This is a genomic window from Phenylobacterium sp. (genome assembly GCF_013822795.1).
In the GTDB taxonomy this organism is placed as follows: Bacteria; Pseudomonadota; Alphaproteobacteria; order Caulobacterales; family Caulobacteraceae; genus Phenylobacterium.
This window is the reverse complement of the sequence record NZ_PNLB01000002.1, coordinates 221,894-242,643: the sequence shown is the minus strand read 5'-3', so window position 1 is coordinate 242,643 and position 20,750 is coordinate 221,894. Positions and strand designations below refer to the sequence as shown.

Annotated in this window: 17 protein-coding genes; 8 read left to right on the top strand and 9 right to left on the bottom strand. The window is 66.9% G+C overall.

The annotated features are described in order from the left end of the window. Positions 1–12: 12 nt before the first annotated feature. From C0481_RS02725 to C0481_RS02710, 4 genes are all read right to left on the bottom strand, one after another. A complete protein-coding gene (locus C0481_RS02725; protein ID WP_293400455.1) occupies positions 13–213 on the bottom strand; it encodes a hypothetical protein in 201 nt (66 codons plus the stop codon). Beyond that, positions 210–998: an ABC transporter permease gene (locus tag C0481_RS02720; protein WP_293400454.1), complete on the bottom strand. Its 789-nt coding sequence runs from the start codon at positions 996–998 to the stop codon at positions 210–212. Before C0481_RS02720 ends, C0481_RS02725 begins: the two co-directional genes overlap by 4 nt. A 187-nt stretch (positions 999–1,185) precedes the next feature. Next, positions 1,186–1,911, bottom strand: coding sequence for a methyltransferase domain-containing protein (locus C0481_RS02715; RefSeq protein WP_293400453.1), 726 nt, complete (start codon positions 1,909–1,911; stop codon positions 1,186–1,188). A gap of 10 nt (positions 1,912–1,921) precedes the next feature. After that, positions 1,922–2,959, bottom strand: coding sequence for a dehydrogenase (locus C0481_RS02710; protein WP_293400452.1), 1,038 nt, complete (start codon positions 2,957–2,959; stop codon positions 1,922–1,924). Between the two features lie 204 nt (positions 2,960–3,163). Here C0481_RS02710 and C0481_RS02705 point away from each other — a divergent pair, with 204 nt between their 5' ends. Further along, positions 3,164–3,856, top strand: coding sequence for a hypothetical protein (locus C0481_RS02705; protein ID WP_293400451.1), 693 nt, complete (start codon positions 3,164–3,166; stop codon positions 3,854–3,856). A gap of 9 nt (positions 3,857–3,865) precedes the next feature. Here the strand turns inward: C0481_RS02705 and C0481_RS02700 are convergent, their stop codons facing one another. From C0481_RS02700 to C0481_RS02690, 3 genes are read right to left on the bottom strand one after another with little or no spacing between them, the layout of a single operon-like run. Then, positions 3,866–5,008, bottom strand: coding sequence for a glycosyltransferase family 4 protein (locus tag C0481_RS02700; protein WP_293400450.1), 1,143 nt, complete (start codon positions 5,006–5,008; stop codon positions 3,866–3,868). After that, on the bottom strand, positions 5,005–8,202 hold the full coding sequence (locus C0481_RS02695; protein WP_293400449.1) for a glycoside hydrolase family 99-like domain-containing protein: 3,198 nt from the start codon (positions 8,200–8,202) through the stop codon (positions 5,005–5,007). Before C0481_RS02695 ends, C0481_RS02700 begins: the two co-directional genes overlap by 4 nt. A 23-nt stretch (positions 8,203–8,225) precedes the next feature. Next, entirely contained in the window at positions 8,226–8,642 is a 417-nt protein-coding gene (locus C0481_RS02690) for a hypothetical protein (protein WP_293400448.1), read from the bottom strand. Positions 8,643–9,559: 917 nt separating this feature from the next. On the opposite strand from C0481_RS02690, the gene C0481_RS02685 reads away from it, so the two are divergent. Both C0481_RS02685 and C0481_RS02680 read left to right on the top strand, forming a co-directional pair. Next, the gene (locus C0481_RS02685) at positions 9,560–11,335 is read left to right on the top strand and encodes a type I secretion system permease/ATPase (RefSeq protein ID WP_293400447.1); all 1,776 of its coding nucleotides are present in this window, start codon (positions 9,560–9,562) and stop codon (positions 11,333–11,335) included. Next, positions 11,335–12,708 (top strand): HlyD family type I secretion periplasmic adaptor subunit, encoded by a 1,374-nt coding sequence (locus tag C0481_RS02680; protein WP_293400446.1) that lies wholly within the window; start codon positions 11,335–11,337, stop codon positions 12,706–12,708. Before C0481_RS02685 ends, C0481_RS02680 begins: the two co-directional genes overlap by 1 nt. Positions 12,709–12,890: 182 nt before the next feature. Here C0481_RS02680 and C0481_RS02675 read toward each other — a convergent pair whose 3' ends face one another. After that, complete coding sequence (locus C0481_RS02675) at positions 12,891–13,628, bottom strand: sulfotransferase domain-containing protein (protein WP_293400445.1); 738 nt, start codon at positions 13,626–13,628, stop codon at positions 12,891–12,893. 193 nt (positions 13,629–13,821) lie between these two features. Here C0481_RS02675 and rfbF point away from each other — a divergent pair, with 193 nt between their 5' ends. Genes rfbF through C0481_RS02650 form a run of 5 tightly spaced genes read left to right on the top strand, consistent with a single transcriptional unit; the run spans position 13,822 to position 18,376 of the window. Then, on the top strand, positions 13,822–14,595 hold the full coding sequence (rfbF, locus tag C0481_RS02670; RefSeq protein WP_293400444.1) for a glucose-1-phosphate cytidylyltransferase: 774 nt from the start codon (positions 13,822–13,824) through the stop codon (positions 14,593–14,595). After that, complete coding sequence (gene rfbG, locus C0481_RS02665) at positions 14,592–15,650, top strand: CDP-glucose 4,6-dehydratase (protein WP_293400443.1); 1,059 nt, start codon at positions 14,592–14,594, stop codon at positions 15,648–15,650. The genes rfbF and rfbG overlap by 4 nt, the downstream gene beginning before the upstream one ends. Continuing rightward, positions 15,650–16,891, top strand: coding sequence for a class I SAM-dependent methyltransferase (locus C0481_RS02660; protein ID WP_293400442.1), 1,242 nt, complete (start codon positions 15,650–15,652; stop codon positions 16,889–16,891). Before rfbG ends, C0481_RS02660 begins: the two co-directional genes overlap by 1 nt. Next, positions 16,891–17,421 (top strand): dTDP-4-dehydrorhamnose 3,5-epimerase, encoded by a 531-nt coding sequence (rfbC, locus tag C0481_RS02655; protein WP_293400441.1) that lies wholly within the window; start codon positions 16,891–16,893, stop codon positions 17,419–17,421. Before C0481_RS02660 ends, rfbC begins: the two co-directional genes overlap by 1 nt. A gap of 1 nt (position 17,422) precedes the next feature. Next, positions 17,423–18,376, top strand: a complete 954-nt coding sequence (locus C0481_RS02650; RefSeq protein WP_293400439.1) for an NAD(P)-dependent oxidoreductase — start codon at positions 17,423–17,425, stop codon at positions 18,374–18,376. A 7-nt stretch (positions 18,377–18,383) separates the two neighbouring features. Here the strand turns inward: C0481_RS02650 and C0481_RS02645 are convergent, their stop codons facing one another. Next, the gene (locus C0481_RS02645; RefSeq protein WP_293400437.1) at positions 18,384–20,666 is read right to left on the bottom strand and encodes a tetratricopeptide repeat protein; all 2,283 of its coding nucleotides are present in this window, start codon (positions 20,664–20,666) and stop codon (positions 18,384–18,386) included. Positions 20,667–20,750: the final 84 nt, after the last annotated feature.

Sequence of the window (20,750 nt, the reverse complement as noted above, 5' to 3'; positions counted from 1 at the left end):
CTCCCCGGGGCGTCAGGCGGCGGTGCCGGACTTCAGGTGGAGATTGACGCCGGACAGGGCGGTGACCTCGGTCGCGCCCATGCCCGTGCGGCCGAGCTTGCCGCCGACGGTGATGCGTGTCAGGTGTTTCTTCAGAGACTTGCCGTCGACCCCGTAGACGGGGAAGCGCAGGGGCAGGTTGGTGGCCCGGACGGAGACCTCGGGGCCCTTCATAGGTAGTGTACGATCCGTCGACGAGTGAGGGCGAAGGTGGTGAAGGCGCCGGCCCAACCGACGACCGCCAGAACCACCATGAAGATGTAGGTGCGCGGGTCCACGACGTCGCCGAGCAGCGGCGCACGGACGACCTCGAGCAGGTGGTAGAACGGGTTCAGCAGCAGCACCGCGTGGTCGAGCAGGCGCCCGCCGGGCAGCCAGAACACCGGGGTCATGAACATCGCGAACTGCACGACCGAGCCGACGATCTGTGGGATGTCGCGGAAGCGGGCCGAGGCGATGCCAGCCGCCAGGCTGATCCAGGATATGTTGGCTACCAGCAGCAACACGCCGACCATGCCCATCAGTACGTGCGTCTGACGCCAGTGGTCGTAATAGACCAGCACCCCGACGATGATGATCAGGTGGTGCGCAAGGTTGATCACGTTGCGCATAACTGTCCGCCACACGAAGGTGAACATCGGCAGCGAGCTCTGGCTGAGAATGCCGGCCGCCTGCACGAAGGTCTGGCAGCCCTCGAGGATGACATTGGCGATCAGGCCCCAGACCACGATGCCCAGCGCGACATAGGGGATGAACTCGTTGACCGGGAGCTTGAACAGGTTGGCGTACAGGAACCCGATCCCGGCCACCATCAAGCCCATGGACAGGGTGATCCAGAACGGGCCGAGGATCGAGCCGCGATAACGCGAGACGACGTCGTGCTTGGCAAGCGACCAGGCCAGGCCGATGCGGTCGAGCGAGGCGCGCAGGTCGGCGAACGCCATGCTGAACTCGTGCATGGGCCCGCGCCGTCCGGTGCGAACCATATGTTGTGCGGATAGCATTCAGTCTCCCGACCAAGAGCGCGCCGACGCACCCGCCGTCTGTGGCGCTCGCCGGTGGGTAACAGGTCGCATTTTGCGGCGCAAGCATGGCGCCGAGCGCGGAATCCAAAGGAAAATCCGCCCCGACGCCGGTGGCGAGCGGTTACAGCTCGCTTTCGTCCTCGAACGGCGGAGCGCTGGTCTTCATGTGGGCGTGGTCGGCCCGGTACTGGTTGAAGTGGCGCCGGTCCGCGGGCGAGGGCTGGGCGGTCTCGCGCACCAGGCCGCCGGCCGCAAGTTCGGCGGCCGAACGCTTACGGACCACGAACTCGATCCCGCATTCGCCGATCGGCGTCAGGGTCTGGTCGTAGCGCGGCAGGTCGTAGCGGAACGTCGAGTTCAGCAGCGCCATCTTCTCGACGTCGGCGGCCGGGCCGAGATCCGACAGGATCTCCAGCACGTTGATCGACCGGTCCGACCATGACTTCGCCTTCAGCACGGTGAAGGTCCATTTGTGGTCGCGGTTGTGGGTCGAGGGGAACACGCTCTGCTCGTAAAGGTCCTCGTCCGGCACGGTGACGATCAGGAAGCCGCCCGGCTTGATGGCGCCGAACCAGGCCTTCAGGCCCTGGCGCGGATCGACCAGGTGTTCCAGGCAGTGACTGGAATGGACGAAATCGAGGCTCTCGGGCGGCAGGCCCGCGAGGAACTGGGCGTCGCCGTCCTCCCAGTCCCAGACCCGCACGGACTTAAGGCCCGGGAAAAACGGCACGTAAAGCGACAGCGGGTCGGGCTTGCCGCCAATGTCCAGCCCCTCGCCGACGAACCAGCGACGGGTGAAGTTCGGGTCGGCCATCCGGCGGACGATGGATTTCGAAAGTTCTTTCAAGGTCTTGATCCTATCGTACGTGCCAGGATTCCGCGCCGGTCGTGGTGAAGCGGGCCGCCTGCGCCACGCCGCCAAAGCCGCCCAGCAGGCGCTTAAGCCCCTCGCGCCGGGTCGGATCGACGAGGAACATCATGAACCCGCCGCCGCCCGCGCCTGACACCTTGCCGCCGAACACGCCAAAGCTCTTGGCCGCCTCGTAGACGGAGTCGATCATCGGCGAGGACATGTTGTGGGCGGTCTGCTTTTTCAGGCTCCAGCCGGAATCCAGCAGCGCGCCGAAGCGCGGCAGGTCGCCGGCCACCAGGGCGTCGCGCATCTCGAAGGCGCTGGCCTTGATGGCGTGCAGGCTCTCGATCGATTTGGGGGCGTGACTGCGCATGTTGGCGGTCTGCTCCTCGATGATCGCGGCGGATTCGCGGCTGACTCCGGTGAAATAGAGCACCAAGCTGGCCTCCAGCTCCTTCATCACCTTGTCCGGCACCGCGACGCTCTCGACCTCGACCCGGGCGGCGTCGAAGAAGCGCATGAGGTTGAGGCCTCCATAGGCCGCGGCGTATTGATCCTGTGCGCCGCCGGCCAGGCCCAGCTCACGCCGTTCGATGTCGAAGGCCAGCCGCGCGACCGCGTGGGCGTCCATCGATAGTCCCATGAATCTGCGCATCGCCTCCACCATCGCCACCATGAGTGCGGACGAGGAGCCCAGGCCCGAGCCGGGCGGGCAGTCGGCGTAGGAGACCAGGGTGAGCGGCAGGGCGCGCCCGCCGGCATGATCGGCCATGAACCGGTTGTAGACGCCCTTCAGCAGGCGCAGCGGCTCGTCGGTCGGCAGCGGCGCGACAGCTCCGGCCTGCCAGACTTGGTCGCGGTCGGCGGCGACCAGTCGGACCTGGTCGTCGTCGCGGGCCTGGACGGTGACGTGAGCGAACAGATCGATGGCCGCGTTCAGCACCACCCCGCCGTGTTCGTCGCAATAGGGCGAGACGTCCGTGCTGCCGCCGCCGAAACCGAGACGAAGGGGAGCGCGGGCGCGCACCAGTTCATGATGCATGAGGAGCGATCTGTTCCCGGCCTGACTGACGGCAATGAGTGGCGGGGTAGTCGCCGCAGACCAGCTTGGCAACTGTCATCGACGTCACAGAACCGCCCGGCGACTTGGTGCAATATCTTCACTGCGACCCTGGCGAGAGCTTGGAAGGCTATCTATCTGGGCTGTGGGCCCCCATCCTCCCCTCGGGGCGCTCGGAAGTCTCGTATGAAATCAATTCTGAATTTCGCCGGTGCGGCGACCATCGCCCTAACCCTCGCGGCCTGTGATCAGCCCGCGCCGTGGGCTCGCGCGGCGGTCGCGCCCGAACCGGTCGTCGTCCGGAGCCAGCGGGCGCAGGCGGTGGCCTGGAACGACGACGGCCAGCGCTTCGAAATCAATGGCGCGCCGCTGAAGGCCGGCCGACTTTGGACCTTCGACGGATCAACCGAGGGTTTCGTCGTCGGCGGCGGCGAAGTACTGCCGGCCAATCCGATCGGCATGGACCTGCGCAACAACGGGACCGATTCGATGATGCGTTCGCCCAAGGGCTTGGCGCTCGACGGCAGCCGCTACTCGCTGGTGCTGGTGCGCCTGACGCGCACGCGCGCTGGCGCCGACTGGGACGGTTCGATCTATTATTCCACCGCCGGTCATGGCGAGGCCGGCGAGTATCACGCCAAGCCGCGTGACGGCGCTGATCCGGCGGTCAACGAGACCGTGGTGCTGGTCTATGACATGGCCAACCTGAAGACTGGCGGCGACGACTGGACCAATTCGCTGATCGACCAGATCCGGGTCGATACCGACGAGCAGGCCGGCGGCTACTTCGTGGTTCATCAGATCGCCGTGACCGAGAATCCTGGGGTAACGGCGCTGGGCCAAGGCCCGGTCGGGCCGACCACGATCGCCCAACGTTAGGCCGCCGCCTCAGGCCGCCTGGGCGGCGGCCAACTCTTCCATCCGCGCCACGTAGCGCAGGCCGATCGCTCGGGCGCTGAAGTTCGTACGGATATGGCGGCGCGCGCGCTCGCCCAGGGCGCGGGTCCCGGCCGGATCGTCCACTAAGCCGCCGATCAGCTCCACCGCATGATCCACCGACGGGTCGGCCCAGACCTGGCCCTCGCCGAACAGATAGGCGTCCGGCGCGACCGGGATCAGCTTGCAGTCGACCAGCAGGCTGGTCTCCTGTGTCATGAAGTCGAGATTGCCCGAGTAGTTGGTGGCGATGGCCGCGCGGCCCATCACCATCGCCTCGGCCGGGCCGCGGCCAAAACCTTCGGAGCGATGCAGCGAGACGAAGGCGTCGCAGCAGCGGACCAGGTTCTTGATTTCGTTGTCACTGAGCTGGCGGGTGATCGCCTGGATCTGGCCGCCCATGGCCTTGATCCGGCGTTCCAGCTCCTTGCGGGCCGGGGCGCCGTCGTCGCCGCCCTTGTACTTGACCACCGCGTGCAGCGGGGCGTGCGGGCGCTGGGCGACCAGCTTCTCGAACGCCTCCAGCATCGCGAACGGGTTCTTGCGCTCGGCGTACGACGAGAAGTCGAAGAAGAACAGGCAGACGAAGGCGTTCTCGGGAATGCCGAAGTGCCGGCGGCCGAGGAACGACGACATGGTCAGCTCAACCGACAGCGGCATGTGCACGATCGGCCGTGTGGTCGCGGCGGCGACCGCCCCCTGGATGAACTCCGACGGCGCCCAGACCTCGTCGAAACGGTCGAGGATCTTGGCCCAGGGCTCAGGGTACTTGGCCAGCTCCCACGCCGGATAGATGATGTTGTAGGCGCTCTTGAAGGCCGGGCCCGAGCCCAGGTGCTCGAGCACCCCCATCGCTTGCTCGACCTCGTCGGCATTGATGCAGAAGAGGTTGGCCTTGGGGCTCAGCGTAGGAACGATGTGGCCGGCGAACTCCCGCTCGAAGTCGGGGTCCTTGTTCCGGTCCATGCCGTAAATGTCGATGACGCCGGGGGTGGCGCCGGCGGCGCGGAAGGCGCGGAAGGCCGAGCGCACGTGTTCGGCCATGCCGATGGCGGAGAACGGGTGGCCGACGAGGACGAGGTCTTCAGGCGTCATGACTTGTCCAGCAGATCAGCGTCGGCAGCGTTCTTCACCGCTTCCAGCCAGGCGTGGCCGAAGCGCTGGTCGGGCTCCAGGTGCGCGCCTTCGCCCCATTCGTTCCAGGCGTTGATGAACACGATCTGTTCCTCGCCGAAGTTCTGACGGCGGGTTTCCTCGAACATCGCCTCGGCCCAGGCCTGGAAGGCGCCGGGGGTGGCGTGCTGGTAGTTCCAGCCGGCGTCCTGGCGGCGAGGCGTGTTGTCCCAGGAGGGCATCACCCCGCGGAAGCGCTTGTGGCCGAGCGGCTCGGTCGACAGGTAGTTGCGGACCATCTGGCGATAGTCGTTTACGCGGCCCTCAAAGCGGGCGTTGTAGAGTGGACCGGGCGGGTGGATCAGCGCCCCGGCGCCGGCCGGCGGGAACTCCACTGAGGCGTCGAAGCCGATATCGACCGGGTCGGTCTTGCCGCCGGCCTTCTCGAAGCTCTCGACGAAGGCCAGGTAGATCTCGCCGATCCCCGCCGCGCGGCAATGCTCGCGCCAGGCTTGGGCCCAGGCCTGAGCGTCCGGCAGCAGGCCGGGGCGATAGATCAGCACCAGCGGCTTGCCGTTCACCCGGATGTAATTCGGCCGCCGCAGGAACGGCTCCATCTCGGCGATCGAGGCCTCGGCGTCGCCGGGCTCGTAGGTCTGGGCCAGCAGAACGTCGCGCTCCTGGCCGTCCCAGGTGCGGGTCCAGTTCTCGTTGGCCCAGCAGAGACAGAACGGGAAGTCGCTTGCGTCGCCGTCCAGCAGCGGCTGCAGCGGCGTCTCGAGAATGCGGCGCCCGCCGGTGAACCAATAGAAATAGTGGCAGAATCCTCCGATCCCGTAACGGCTGGCGAGGTCGCCCTGGCGGCGCAACGTCTCGGGATTGGACAGGTCGTAGAAGCCGAGGTCGGCCGGCACGTGCGGCTGGTAGTGCCCGCGATAGTTCGGCAGGGCGCGGCTGACATTGGTCCACTCGGTGAAGCCCGGGCCCCACCAACGGTCGTTCTCGGCCACGGTGTGGAACTGCGGCAGGTGGAAGGCGATCGTCCGCACGCGGTTCAGGGCTTCCAGCCGCTCGCCCCAGCGCTCGACGAACTTCTGCTGATTGCGCGTCGCCAGGCGGTGCTTGTAGCCGCTGTCGATCGAGTTGGCGGTGATGCTCAGGTGATGGACGATGGCCGAGGTCGGCTCGTAGATCACCCGTAGGCCGCGCTCACGCAGCCGGAAGCATAGGTCGGCGTCCTCGCAGTAGGCCGGCGCGAAGGTCAGGTCGAAGCCGCCCAGTTCGGCGAACACCTCGCGCCGGACCATCAGGCAGGCGCCCGAGGCGTAGTCGACCTCGCGCCGGACGTTCCAGCGCGGCAGTTCGGGATCCTCGAACAGGCCGATCATTTCGGCGGCGCCGTCGACGCCGATGCGGGCGCCGGCCTCCTGCAGGCGGCCGTCCGGGAACAGCATCTTCGGGGCGCTGGCGCCGACGTTAGCCTCTTCGACGAACGGGGCGAGCAGGGCGGGCAGCCAGCCCGGCCGCACCTGGACGTCGTTGTTCAGGAACACCAGGAACTCGCCGCGGGCCTCGCCGGCGGCGCGGTTGCAGGTGCGGATGAAGCCGAGGTTCTCGGGGTTCGAGATCAGCTTCAGGCCGGCGATCTTGGCCAGCACCTTGGCGGTTTCGTCGCTGGAGGCGTCGTCGATGACGATGACCTCGGCCGCCTCCAGGTCGCCGCAGGCCTGCAGGGCGGCCAAGCATTCGAGGGTGAAGGTCAGGTTGTTGTAGGCCGGGATCACGATCGAGACCGTCGGCGACTTCGGTGTGGCGAAGGCCACGGCCGCAGCGGCCTTTTCGACGTCGCGGGCCTCGACCTTGATCAGGTCGAACGGCTTGACCCGCACGTCGCCGACCGCCCGCTCGCGGATGCGTCTGCGGGCCGCGCGCATGTCGCGATAAGCCTGGTTGTCATAGGCGCCGGCGTCACGCGCCCGGCCGGCGGAGCGCAGCTGCTCGAACAGGCCCGCCTCGCCCTGCGGCCGGGCCGCGATGGCGCCGGGCTCCGGCTTTGGCGTTCGGTTCAGCGCCCAGTGCTCGAGCGAGGAGACCGGCGTCTCGGCCGCGTGCGGGTTCTCCAGCAGATAGGCGATTTCGTTGAAGTCCGCGGCCGGCGACACGCCTTCGAACGCGCCCTCCGTCAGGTAGTGCACGACTGGGTGGACGGCCTGCGGCAGCTCGGACTGCTGGTCGAGATAGTAGCCGGTGTCGAAGTGGATGCTGGGATCTCGCCGCTCTTCGAACCCATAGGCCAAGAAGTGCGCCAGCGCACTCGAGCCCATCGGCGCGGCGTCGCGGTAGCGGTCCATATACCAGCCAGGATTGAACAGCGGGTGCGGGCTGCGCCCCTCGCTCGCCCCGCTGGTCGCGTAGTGCAGCAGCGGCGCGGCATCGGCCTCGGCCACGTCCGGGTTCATCGCCAGATACCAGGCGCCGCTGAACAACGGGTGCGGTTCGTAGCCCTTGCGCCAGCCTTCGCGCAGGTAGTGGACCAGCGGGTTCTCGCCGCTGTCGGCGACTTCTTCGGCCTGGCCGACATAGTGGCGCACGTCGAACAGCGGGTGCGGGTCGTAGCCTTCGGTGACCCCTTTATGCAGGTAGTGCTGCAGGGCGGTCAGGCCACTGGCGGCGACCTTGACGGCGTGGCGGTCGCGATAGTCCTTGAGGTCGAACAGCGGGTGAGGCGCGCGCCCCTCTCTGTCGCCGGCGACCAGGTAGTGGGCCAGCGGCGCCCAGCGCGAGCCGCGCAGGTCGTCGTTGTTTTCCAGATACCAGGCCTGATCAAACAGGGCCTTGGGATTGACGCCACCGTCGGGGCCGGCGCGGACGTAGCCGATCAGGTCTCGGGCCTGGCCGCCGTCGCGCCCAAGGCCGGTCTTCAGCTTGAAGTCCCAGACGCCCGAACGGGCGATCAGCGCCGCACGGCCGGGCCACTTGGCGCGGGCCAGCATCAGGTCGATGCGCTGTTCGGTCGGTCCCTTGTCGGCCAGGCCGACCCGGCGGGCGGCGGCCTTGCAGAAGCGGTTCCAGCGGTCCTCGGCCACCACGCGGCGGGCGCGATGCAGGTCTCGGCGGCGGGCGAGTAGAGCCTCGGCCGCGTTGTCAGGGACGGGATTTTGGATGTCGTTGGCCACGGCGGAATTCTCGTGCGAGGTGCTTAGCGGCCAGCCAGGGCGGTGTCGATCACGCCCGCGATCTGCGCGCGCTCCTGCCGCAGCGTGGCCAGTTCGCGCGCCAGCGTCCGGATCTGCTGGTCCTGCACCTCGTGCGGGTCCTTAAGCAGCGGATGGATTGCCTCGCCGAGCTCGGCCTTGAAGCGGTCGGCCACACGCGCCGTCGCGGCCTGGGCCTCGCTCTTCAGCGGCGCATGGGGCAGGTTGACGGAGGCACCCCAGGGGCCGCCGGCCGCGTGCAGGCGGTCGCTGTACGCCGAGAAGTAGCCGTGTTCGTTGTCCCGCGTCACGTTGCCGAGCAGTTCGGCTCCGGCCAGATCCAACAGCTGCTCGGTCGCCCAAGCGCCCGAGCGATGCGTGCCAAGGGTCAGATAGGCTGTCCGCTGAAAGGTCTGCTGCATGGTGGTCTTGTCTCGCTGCAGGCGTCGTGGTCGGTGGGCCGACGGAAGCGGCGTCATCGGCGCGATTTCGACCCAGAACCCCGGCCCCGAGACTCCGCTGTATGGCCACTCGCGCCGCGCTGCAAGGCTGACGCGAATGATCGGGGGGCAACTTGCTCGGCGTCGTACGGAAAGCTTGCGCGTGGCCGCCGCGGCCTCAAGACATCGCTTTCATAGTCTGCTCTTGGTGGCGATGGACTTTGACTTTGGTCGTCAGGCTGATCGTGACCCAACTCATGCGGACGGCGATCCGGCGCATGGTTATCGATCGACGCCTATCTCAAGGAAAATCCGGGCTTCGCCGAGGTCGACGTCAATGTGTGCACAATCTGCGTAGTGGCTTTTCGCGAGGAGAAGTCCCAATCGCCGCGGCCTAAAGGAGCGTCGCGGCTGAGGCGCTGGCGAACGACCGCGCTGCCTCGTGATCCATCAGTTTGGGCGCTCAAGCCCGACGTTGACGACGCCGTTCAGGAAGCATGCTCGCGGGCTGCTACTGGCTGCGTGAAATGGGCTCGCTTTGCGCGGGGGCGCCTCATGCGCAAGCGGAAGGCTCAAGGGACGCTGGCGGGTCTTCGCTGGCGATCGCCCCGTGGAGCTGAAAGGCGGCAGGCTCGCAAGGCGCGTTCGGGAAATATAGTGCAGGTCCTGTGGCGGCGCTTCGCCCACGATCGGCCACACATCGCGGGTAATGCAACTCCGATTACGGCGACCCTGGGTAATCCTTACTCCTCGCGTCTCAGGCGACGGTAATTACAACTCAGACGCCTATATTGCGAATTCCCGCCTTCGCGAGCGCCATTGACATCCACAGGAGGCCCGCTCATGTGTCGCGCGTTTTTGGCGCAATCCGCCTTGGACTTCGAGCGCCGATTTCGGCCATGGCCACTCCGGCTATCGGCGACGACCATCTACGGAACGGCTCGGCGCGCATGAAGATCTTTAATCCGTTCGCAGATATGCCCGATAATCCGCTGACCCGGGCGATCAAGGAAGGGTACAAGCCGCTCGCCTATGCTGGCGGCTTCAGCTTGGTTTCAAACCTGCTGTACCTGGCCTTGCCGATTTTCACCTTCCAGATCTATGGCCGCGTGCTGTCGAGCTACAGCGTGCCGACACTGCTGGTGCTCACCTTCATGGTGATGCTGGCCTTCCTGGTCTCAGGTCTGATCGATGATTACCGGGCCAAGGTGCTGATCAACTACGGCGTGATCATGGATCAGCGGGTGTCGGGCCGGGTGTTCTCGGCACTGTTCGACACCGTGATCCGCGGCAATCCGTCGGCGCGCTCGCAGGCGCTGCGCGACCTCGACGCCTTCCGCCAGATGCTGACCGGGCCGGCCTTCGGCACCATGTTCGATCTGCCGTGGATGCCGGTGTTCATGATCGTGTTGCTGATCATCGACCCGATCATCGGGATGGTGACCATCGCCGGCGCGGTGCTGCTGTTCCTGATCACCCTCTTCCAGGACCGGGCGACCCGCCCGGCGCTGAAGGAGGCCAATGACGCGGCCCTACGCAGCTACGCCTTCACCGACGCTGCGCTCCGCAATGGCGAGGTCGTCCGGGCCATGGGCATGGTCGAGCCGCTGGGTTCGCGCTGGGCCAGCTTCCGCTCGATCACCATGGAGCGCAGTGCTAGCGCCAGCGAGCGCGCCAGTGTCATCAGCAATATCAGTAAGTTCGTGCGCCAGGCGATCCAGGTGCTGATCATCGCCATCGGCGCCTACTTGGTCGTGAAGGGCAAAATTCACTCAGGCTTGCTGTTCGCCAACATGATCCTGGCCGCCCGCGCGCTGCAACCGATCGAGCGGCTCGTCGGCTCGTGGGACGCGCTGACTAACGGCTATCGCGCCTATCAGAGGCTCAACACGCTGTTCGCCGACTATCGCCCGACCAAGGTCACAACGACTTTGCCCAAGCCGCTCGGCCAGCTGTCGGTCGAAGGCGTGAACTTCGCGCCCACGGGCGCCACGCGGTTTGTGCTGCAGGGCGTGAACTTCAAGATCGAGCCGGGCGAAATGCTCGGGATTATCGGCCCGTCGGGCGCCGGCAAGTCGTCGCTGGCCCGACTGATGGTCGGCATCTGGCAACCGAACAGCGGCAATGTCCGCCTCGACGGCGCCGACGTCTACACCTGGGATCGCAGCGACTTCGGCCGCCACGTCGGTTACCTGCCCCAGGACACCGAGCTGTTCTCAGGCAGCATTCGCGACAACATCGCCCGTTTCCGCGCGGACGTCGACGACGAGCAGGTGGTGCGGGCCGCGCAGGTGGCCGGGGTTCACCAGCTGATCTTGCGCCTGCCGAGCGGCTACGACACCGACCTGGGGGAGTCGGGCCATGTGCTGTCGGCCGGCCAGCGGCAACGCGTGGGCCTGGCCCGCGCCCTGCTGGGCAATCCGCGGCTGATCGTGCTCGACGAGCCCAATGCCGCGCTGGACGCCGAAGGCGAAGAGGCGCTGGTTAAGGCGCTCGACGCGCTGAAGGCGGGCGGGTCGACGATCGTCATCGTTTCCCACAAGCCGAGCGTGTTCCGCTCGGCCGACAAGATGTTGATGCTGCGTGACGGCCGGATGGAGATGTTCGGGCCGCGCGACCAGGTCATGGCGCGGGTCGTCCAGCCCGCCGTCCCCCGTGCGATCGAGGCCGGCTGATGAAGATGGATTTCAACGCGCCGAAGCCCTACGTCACGCCGCAGTTTGACGATAAGGACCTTGTCCCGCTCGACCCGGCGCTGGCCCAGCGCATGCGCCGCCCGATCGTGGCCGGGGCGGCGGTGGTCGGCGTATTCGTGGTGGGCCTGACTTTGTTCGCGGCGGTCGCCAAGGTCGACAGCGCCGTGGTTGCTCCAGGCATCGTGCAGGTCGAAGACAACCGCAAGACGATCCGCCACCGCGAAGGCGGCACGATCAAATCGATCCTGGTCAAGGAGGGGCAGCACGTCCGCCAAAATCAGGTGCTGTTGACCTTCGACGAGGTGCAGCCGCGCGCCAGCACCGACGTGCTGCAGAACCAGTACGACACCCTGACCGCGCAGTTGGCGCGGTACCAGGCCGAGGCGATGGACCAGAAGGTGCTAATGATCCCGGCCGAGTTGACCGCGCGCGCGGTCAACGACCCGCGGGTCGCGGGCATCATCCACGACCAGGAATTCCTGTTCACCTCGCGTCTGCAGTTCTTCGAAACCCAGGGCGCGGTGCTTGCTCAGAAGTTGCAGCAGCTTGAGACGCAGATCGGCGGCGTCCAGGCGCAGGTCGACGCCGTGCGCGAATCTGACCGCCTGACCCGCGAGGAGCTGGCCGGCTATCAGACGCTCTACCAGAAGGGCTATGCGCCAAAGACCTTGATCCTGCGCTATCAGCGCTCGCTGGCCGACTTGGCCGGTCGAAAGGGTGAACTGACCGCGGAGATCACCCGACTGCGCGAGCAGATCGGTGAGACGCGGCTGCAGATCACGACCTTGAAGGAGCAGCGCATTACCCAGGCAGCCGAAGGCCTGCGGCAGATGCAGACCGGCCTGGCGGAAACCACCCCGAAGCTGGCCGCCGCCCGCCAGATGCTGAACGCGGCGACTGTGCGTTCCCCGGCCGACGGCTACGTGCTTGATCTGACCCAGTTCACCATCGGCGGCGTCGTCGCTCCCGGTGAGAGGTTGATGAGCGTCGTTCCGGCCAATGCGCCGTTGATCGTCACCGGGCGAATCAAGCCGCAGGACGTCGATGTCGTGAAGCCGGGGATGAAGGCCCGGGTCCGCCTCTCGGCCTTCAACGCACGCCGCACGCCGCCGGTCGACGCCACCGTCATGACCGTTTCCGCCGACCAGCTGGTCGACGAGAAGACTGGCGAGGGCTATTTCCGCGTTGATCTCAAGATCCCGCCGCAGGAGCTGGTTAAGCTGCCTAAGGGCGACAAACTAAGCCCCGGCATGCCGGCTGAGACCATGATTGTTACCGGCAACAGGTCGATCCTGTCCTACGTGGTCAGCCCGCTCACCGACACTATCCGCGATGCTCTGCGCGAGGACTGATCTGTTGACACTTGGTGCGGGGAGCGCAGTCGTTAGTGGAGTTTTCTCCCGTTTTTGGTGCTGCTATCGCCCATGTCGGGGGGCGTGCAGCCGATCAGCAGCCTGGCGAGGACAAGTGGGGAGAGCTTCACGATAGCCTCCATCCTGTCGCGTTGGGTTAGCTTGCGGCCGGAAATGTGGCGTCAGAGGAAGCGAACGCCCGACAACGCTTCGAGCCGTTCCTGGTCGTGGGCGTAGAGATCCGCCAGGAACGCCGCGTCGGCCGGATCAAGGTCGCCGCCGAGGTCGTGGCCGACGTGCACCTCGCGGTGTTCGGCCGGGGCGGGGGGCGGCGCGCCCAGGAACGCATTCACATGGGCAAGCGTAGAGCTTGGTTCGGCCCGCAGTTCGTCGGCTGTCAGGAACAGGACCTGCTCCCGAGGAAACCAGCCCAGCAGCCGCTCCACCTGTTCGCCGTAGAACCCCCGCTCGACGTACGAGAACTCCCTGTGCACGCCCCAGGGCTGTGCCTCGAAGAGCCGCGAGCGTCCCTGCCGAATGCACCACGAGAACGATCGTGTTTCCACGCCGCGCGAGGTTTCCATGCGCCAATGCGACCAGGCGCGCTCGACGGGATCGCGCAGCATCAGGACGATCTTGGCGGCGGGGTTGTAGGCGGCCAGCCGCTCCAGGCTGCGCGGCCAGTAGATGTAGATCGGAGTCGCCTCGCCGCGGATCAGCGCAGGATCGCTCCAGTCAAATCGCGCGTGATAGGGACCGTAGTCCGGAGCAGCCCAATCGAGGGTCTCGTCGTCGAAAAAGTGGATTTCCTTGACGTCGGGCAGGCCATAGGCCGGATCGTCCTGAAGGTAGTCGAAGAGGGCGGCCGTTCCTGCCTTCTGCACGCCCACGACGACGAAGTTCACCAGTGAGGAACCCAATCGAGCCTCCAAAAGGTGGGGCGAACATGTTTGCCTCGCTCTGCGAGGGGCATACACGATTTCATCGCGCGTTCGGCGTACGTTTAGAGATGTGCGCCCTGGCCCCGGTTTATGCACTGAAGGCAGACTTGGTTTTGAAGACGAACTCTGACGCCTATTGCGGATGCGCGATCCGCCAACAAGGCGGCCTCGCATGAAGGTCGTCCTGCTCGCCGGCGGCCTTGGCACGCGGATCTCAGAGGAAAGCCACCTCAAGCCCAAGCCCATGATCGAGGTCGGCGGATGGCCGATCCTCTGGCACATCATGAAACTGTTCTCGCACTACGGCTTCAACGATTTCATCGTGTGCCTCGGCTACAAGGGCTACGTGGTGAAGGAGTATTTCGCCAACTACGTCCTGCATAACGCCGACTTGACCGTCGATCTGAAAAAGGGCTCGGTCGAATACCACGCCACCAACCATGAGCCTTGGCGCGTGACGCTGGTCGACACCGGCGCCGAGACGATGACCGGCGGGCGGCTCAAACGGGTCGCGCCGTACCTGACCCCCGGCGAACCGTTCTTCCTGACCTATGGCGACGGCTTGGCCGACATCGACATCAGCGCGCTGCTCGCCTTCCATCAGGCGCACGGAAAGGAGGCGACGGTGAGCGCAGTCTCCCCGCCCGGCCGTTTTGGCGCGCTCGAAATCATCGATGGCGTAGTTCAGCGGTTCATCGAGAAGCCGCCGGGCGACAACGGCCTGATCAACGGCGGCTACTTCGTCCTCCAACCAGAGGTCGTCGATCGCGTCGCTGGAGACGCCACGGTGTTTGAGGCCGAACCCCTGGAAGGCCTGGCCCGCGACGGTCAGCTGATGGCCCGACCGCACGACGGCTTCTGGGCGGCGATGGACACCCTGCGCGACAAGAACCACCTGGAGGCTCTCTGGGTTTCGGGCAAGGCGCCTTGGAAGCTCTGGGAATGACGCGGCCCGACCCGGCCTTCTGGGCGGGCAAGCGCGTCCTGCTGACCGGCCACACCGGGTTCAAGGGCTCGTGGGCGGCGGTCTGGCTGGCGCAGATGGGCGCGCAGGTCACCGGCCTGTCCCTGGCACCCGACCAGACCCCGGCGCTGTTCGACCAGGCCCGCGTCGCCAGCCTCGTCGACTCACACGTCGTCGACCTGCGCGACCAGGCCGCGGTCGAGGCGCTGGTCTCGGCCCGCCAGTTCGACCTGGTGCTGCACATGGCGGCCCAGCCGATCGTGCGGACCTCGATCGAAGATCCGGTCGGCACATTTGCGTCGAACATCATGGGCACGGCGCATCTGCTGCAGGCCCTACGCACCCAGCCGGCGTTGGCGGCCGTCCTCGTCGTGACCTCCGACAAGGTCTACGCCAACAACGAGCAGGGCCGGGCCTTCCAGGAAGCCGACGCTCTCGGCGGCAAGGATCCCTATTCGGCCTCCAAGGCGGGCGCGGAGATCGTCACTCAGAGCTTCGCCCGCAGCTTTTATGAGAAGGCCGGCGTTCCGCTGGCCACGGCCCGCGGCGGCAACGTCATCGGCGGCGGCGACTTCTCCCGCGACCGGCTGGTGGCCGACATTGTTCGCGCCGGCCAGGCCCAGGCCGTCACGGTCCTGCGCCATCCGGAAGCCACGCGGCCCTGGCAGCATGTCCTGGACTGCGTCGCCGGCTATCTTGTCTATCTGGAGCGGCTGGCCAGCGATCCGGCCGCGCCGCGAGCCCTGAACTTCGGTCCGCGTCCGGGCGGCCCGGAGGTCAGCGTGGGCGAGCTCGCCACCCGCGCCACCCAGGCGCTGGGCGCCAAGCCCTGGCGCCACGAACCCGATCCCTATTCGCTGGAGGCCCGCGCCCTCGGCATCGACGCCAGCCTGGCCCGCCAGGTCCTGGGCTTCGAAAGCCGCCTGGACGCGCCCGCAGCGGTGGACTGGACCATGGACTGGTATCGCGCCCAGGCCGACGGCGGCGACGCCCAGGCCCTCATGCGCAACCAGATCTCGCGATACGAAAGACTTTGATGACTGCTCCGACCTGCCGCTTCTGCCGCGCGCCGCTGACCCAGACCTTCCTCGACCTGGGCGACCAGCCGCTGGCCAACTCTTACCTGACGAAGGCCCAGCTGGAGTCCGGCAAGGAGGGCTTCTATCCGCTGCACACTCGCGCCTGCGGAAACTGTTTCCTGGTCCAGGCCGACGATCCGGTCGCCGCCGATGCGATCTTCGACGAAGGCTACGCCTACTTCTCGGCCTATTCGGAAAGCTGGGTCGCCCACGCCAAGCGCTATGCGGAGGCGATGTCCGCCCGCTTCGGCCTGGGCCCGCAGTCGTTGGTCATCGAGGTCGCCTCCAACGACGGCTACCTGCTGCAGCACTTCAAGGCCATGGGCGTGCCGGTGCTGGGGATCGAGCCGACCGCCAACACCGCCGAAGTGGCGATCAAGGAGCGGGGCGTCCCCACCGAGGTCACCTTCTTCAACGACGCCACCGGCCGCGATCTGAAAGCGCGCGGGATCGCCGCCGACCTGATGGCCGGCAACAACGTCCTGGCCCACGTGCCGGACATCGGCGACTTCGTCGCCGGCTTCCAGCACGTGCTCAAGGCCGAAGGCGTGCTGACCTTTGAATTCCCGCACCTGCTGAACCTGATCGAGAAGGTCCAGTTCGACACTATCTATCACGAGCACTACTCGTACCTGTCGTTGCTGGCGGTGGAGAAGGTGCTGCGCGCCAACGGGCTGCGGCCGTTCGACGTCGAGCTGCTGGCGACCCATGGCGGCTCGCTGCGGCTGTTCTGCGCGCACGAGGCGTCCAGCCACCAGGAGACGCAAGGCCTGCGCGACCTGCGGGCGCGCGAGCAGGCCGCAGGGCTCGACACGCCAGGCGGCTATGAGGGCTTCGCGGCCCGCGTCGAGGAGGTCCGCCGCGGCTTCCTCGATTTCCTGGCCACGGCCAGGGCCGAGGGCAAGACCGTCGCCGCCTACGGCGCGGCGGCCAAGGGCAACACCTTCCTGAACTATGCCGGCGTCACCCCTCAGGACATCGTCGCGGTGTTCGACGCCAATCCGCACAAGCAGGACCGCTTCCTGCCGGGCACCCACATCCCGATCCACGCCCCGGCCGCGATCGCCGCTTTCAAGCCCGACTACGTGGTCATCCTGCCCTGGAACCTGAAGGACGAGATCATGGGGCAACTGGCCTATATCCGTGACTGGGGCGGACAATTCGTGACCGCTGCGCCGGACGCCAAGGTGGTCGGCTGATGCGCTTCACGACGACCGACATCGACGGCGTCGTGATCGTCGACCTGATCCTGACGAGCGACGAGCGCGGCGCGTTCGCCCGACTGCATTGTCCTGACGAGTTCGCCGCCGCCGGCCACGCGTTCGTCCCCCAGCAGACCAGCCTCTCGCGCAACCTGCGGGCCGGCACCCTGCGCGGCATGCACTATGAGGCGGCGCCGCATGCCGAGTCGAAACTAGTGCGGGTCGTCCGTGGACGGATCTTCGACGTCGCTGTCGACTTGCGCCCCGACAGCCCGACCTATCGCCGCTGGACCGGGACCGAGCTGTCGGCGGACGACGGCCGCGCCCTGCTGATCGGCAAGGGCATGGCGCACGGCTTCATCACCCTGGAGGACGACACCGACGTCCTCTACCAGATCGACAAGATCTTCGAGCCCGGCCATGGCCGCGGCGTGCGCTGGAACGATCCGGCGTTCGATATCACCTGGCCGGTCAGCCCCGCTGTGATCTCCGAGCGCGACGCGACCTATCCCGACCACGGAGTCTGACATGGCGAAGATCCTGCTCACCGGAGGCAGTTCCTTCAGCGGGCTCTGGATCGCGCAGGCCCTGGCCGCCGCCGGCCACCAGGTCAGCGCGGCGGTAACGCGTCCGAGGGCGGACTATCAAGGCCTGCGCGCCGAGCGGGTCGCGCGGCTGGAGACCTTCGCGCAGGTCGTTTACGAAGCGCCGATCGCTTCGCCCGCTTTCCTGAGCCTGGTGCAGGGCGGCCATGATCTGCTGGCCCACCACGCCGCCGACATCCCGAACTATCGCTCGGCCAGCTACGATCCGGTCGACGGCTTCGTTCGCAACATCGCCGGCGTCGAGGCGGTTCTGGACGCGTTCGCAGACGCCGGTGGGCGGGCGGTCGTGGCCACCGGCACGGCCTTCGAGGCGGGGGAGGGCGGACCTGAGGGCGGCGACCTGGCGGTCAGCCCCTACGGCCTCTCGAAGTCCCTGACCAACGAGACGGTCCGCCACATGGCCCGCTGGCGCGGCTTGCGGTTCGGCAAGTTCGTGGTCGCCGGGCCGTTCGGACCGCTGGAGGAGGGACGGATGGTCTGGTCCCTGATGCAGCGCTGGTTCGAGGGCGAGGCCGGGGTGGTCCGCACGCCGCGCTATGTCCGCGACAACATCCCGGTTCCGCTGTTGGCGCACGCCTATGTGCGGCTGGCCGAGACGCTGCTGGATCCGGCCGCCGACACGGAGGCGGTGGCGCGCCCTTCAGGGTTCGTCGGAACCCAGGAGGCGTTCGCCCGTCGCCTGGCCGCAGCGATGGCCCCGCGCCTGGCGCTGGCCTGCGAGATCGACGTCCTGCCCCAGCCTGACTTGGCCGAGCCGTTGGTGCGGGTCAACGACCAGCCCTGGCTTCCCGGCTGGGAGGAAGCCGGTTTCTGGGACGACTATGCGGCCTACTATCAGCGGGTCGCGGCCAGCGGACTGCTCAGCGCCCCGGCCTAAGTCCGCCTCAGATCTGGCCCTTCACCGCCTTTTCGATCGTCGCGAAGTAATCGGCGGCGAACTGCTTGGTGTCGCCGAGCGGGCTGGCCTTCAGGCGCGCGCGCATCCCGCGGCGCAGTTCGCCGATCCGCTCCGGATCGGCGGCCAGTTTCAGCGCGATGGCGATGTATTCCTCGGTCGTCTCGGCGCACAGGTCGCCGAGGCCGGCGTTCATCAGGACCGAGTAGCTGAGGCGTTCGAACACCGCCGGGCCGCGCTTGGCGACCACCGGCACGCCCATCCAGAGGGCCTCGCAGGTCGTCGTCCCGCCGGTCTGGGGGAAGGCGTCCAGCGAGATGTCCATGTCGTTGTAGTAGGGCAGGTGGCGACCGCGGACGACTTCGAAGACGACCCGTTCGGCGCCGACCCCATGCTTGGCGAAGTTCGCCCGCAAATTGTCCTGGAAGATCTTCGAGCCGCCTTCGGGCCGGACGAACAGGAACCGCGAGTTCGGCGTCGCGGCCACGATCTGCGCCCAGGTCTCGATGACCTTGCGGCTGAACTTGTAGGGGTTGTTGGCGGTGCCGAAGGTGACGAAGCCGTTGCGCTCGACGGGCGCTTGCGTCGCGGCCTGCGGCTCCTCGCGGAAGGCGTTCGGACCCATCGTGTACCAGGCCTTCGGCAGCACGAATGGCTTTTCGATGACGAGCGCGGGGTCCTCGGGCGTCATGTAGGGATCGAGGACCAGGTAGTCGATTTCCTTCAGGCCGGCCGAATGCGGATATCCCACCCAACTGGCCGATAGCGGGGCGGGCTTGTAGGCCATGACCCCGATCTTGTTCATGTGGGTCGAGCCGCCGAGCTCGATCAGCATGTCCAGCTGATCATCTGCGATCATCTGCGCGGCGTTGCGGTCGGTGATCTCGGGGACCCAGCGGAACTGGTCCACCATCCCGGTGATGGCCTTCTGGGTCTGGTCTTCCTGGCCTTGGTAGTAGGAGTAGCAATAGACCTCGAAGTGGTTGCGGTCGTAGTGCTCGAACAGCGGCAAGGCGAAGTAGGCGACCGGGTGCCCGCGCAGGTCCGAGGACATGAAGCCGACGCGGATCTTGCCGTTCGCCTGACGCGGCGCAGGGGGAGTGATCGGGCGGCGGGCGACGGCCTGCTCGACCTTGCGGCCCCAGATGCGATGCTGCTCGACCAGTTCGAGACGATCTTCCGGCGCCTCAACCCGCGCCAGGTGGGCGAACAGCGCGGTGTGACGGCCAGCCTCGGCCCAAGTGCGGCCGATCTGCGCGAACGATCCCAGCTGGTCCATGGTGTCGTAGTCGGCCACGCGGGTCATCAACTCGTAGGCGATCTTGAGATTCGTCGCGTCCATCGGCATGCGAGGCAACACGCCCATCATGATCTGGTAGCCGCGCTCGAGGTTCGCCGCCTCGTCGCCGTGGCGCGATCGGCCGAGGCTTTCGGCGAACATGATGTGGTATTTGACCTCGTTCGGATCGAGCTCGATGGCCTTCTCGAAGTACGAGTTGGCACGCGGACGATCGTAGTCGGTGATCGTCGTCCCGACCTGGAAGTAGAGGCTTGCGGCCTTCGGATGGCGTTCGATCGCCTCGAGCAGAAACTGCTCGGCCCGTCGCGTTTCCCCGCCGCGGCGAATCGCGACGGCGCGGGCCTCCACCAGCCGGAGGTCGCCGGGGCAGGCCGTCGCGGCCCGGTTCAGCACCTCATCGGCCGCCTCGGGACTGCGCAGTTCGTGCGCGACGCCGATGAGGTCGAGCCAAGCGTCCGCCGCGGCCGGCTTCAGCTTGGTCGCCAGGTTCAGGCGGGTCTCGGCCTTCTCCAGATCGCCGGCGAACCAGTACGCGCGACCCAGCGCGCGTTGCATGTCGGCGTCGCTCGGCGTCAGGCGCACCAGCTTGGTGAAGACGTCGATCGCCTGCGGATTACGCAGGTCATTGTAGATGTTGCCGAGGTTGTTCAGGACCGACTTGTTCTTGGGGTCCAGCTTGGTCGCGCGGCCCAGCGCGGCCAGCGCCTCGTCATAGCGGCGCAGGCGGCGCAGCGCGACGCCGCGTATGTTCCACAGGTCGATGTCCTTGGGGTGCCGGTCGACCGCCTGCACCGTCCAGATCTCGGCGCGCTCGTAGTCCTTGTGGCGGATCAGCAGGGCCGCGAAGTTGCGGTAGATGTGCAGCGGGGCCTGGGGATCTTCCTTCAGGGACGCTTCGATCAGCGCCACGCCTTCTTCGAAACGGCCGGCCTTGAGGGCGGCCTCGGCGGGAGCGAATCTCTCAGTCGACATGCAAGCGTCCTGTGACGCGCTGACGGTTCGCCGACGGCGCGCGTATCTGAAAATGCGCGGAGGCGCAGCGTGCGGCGCAACCTA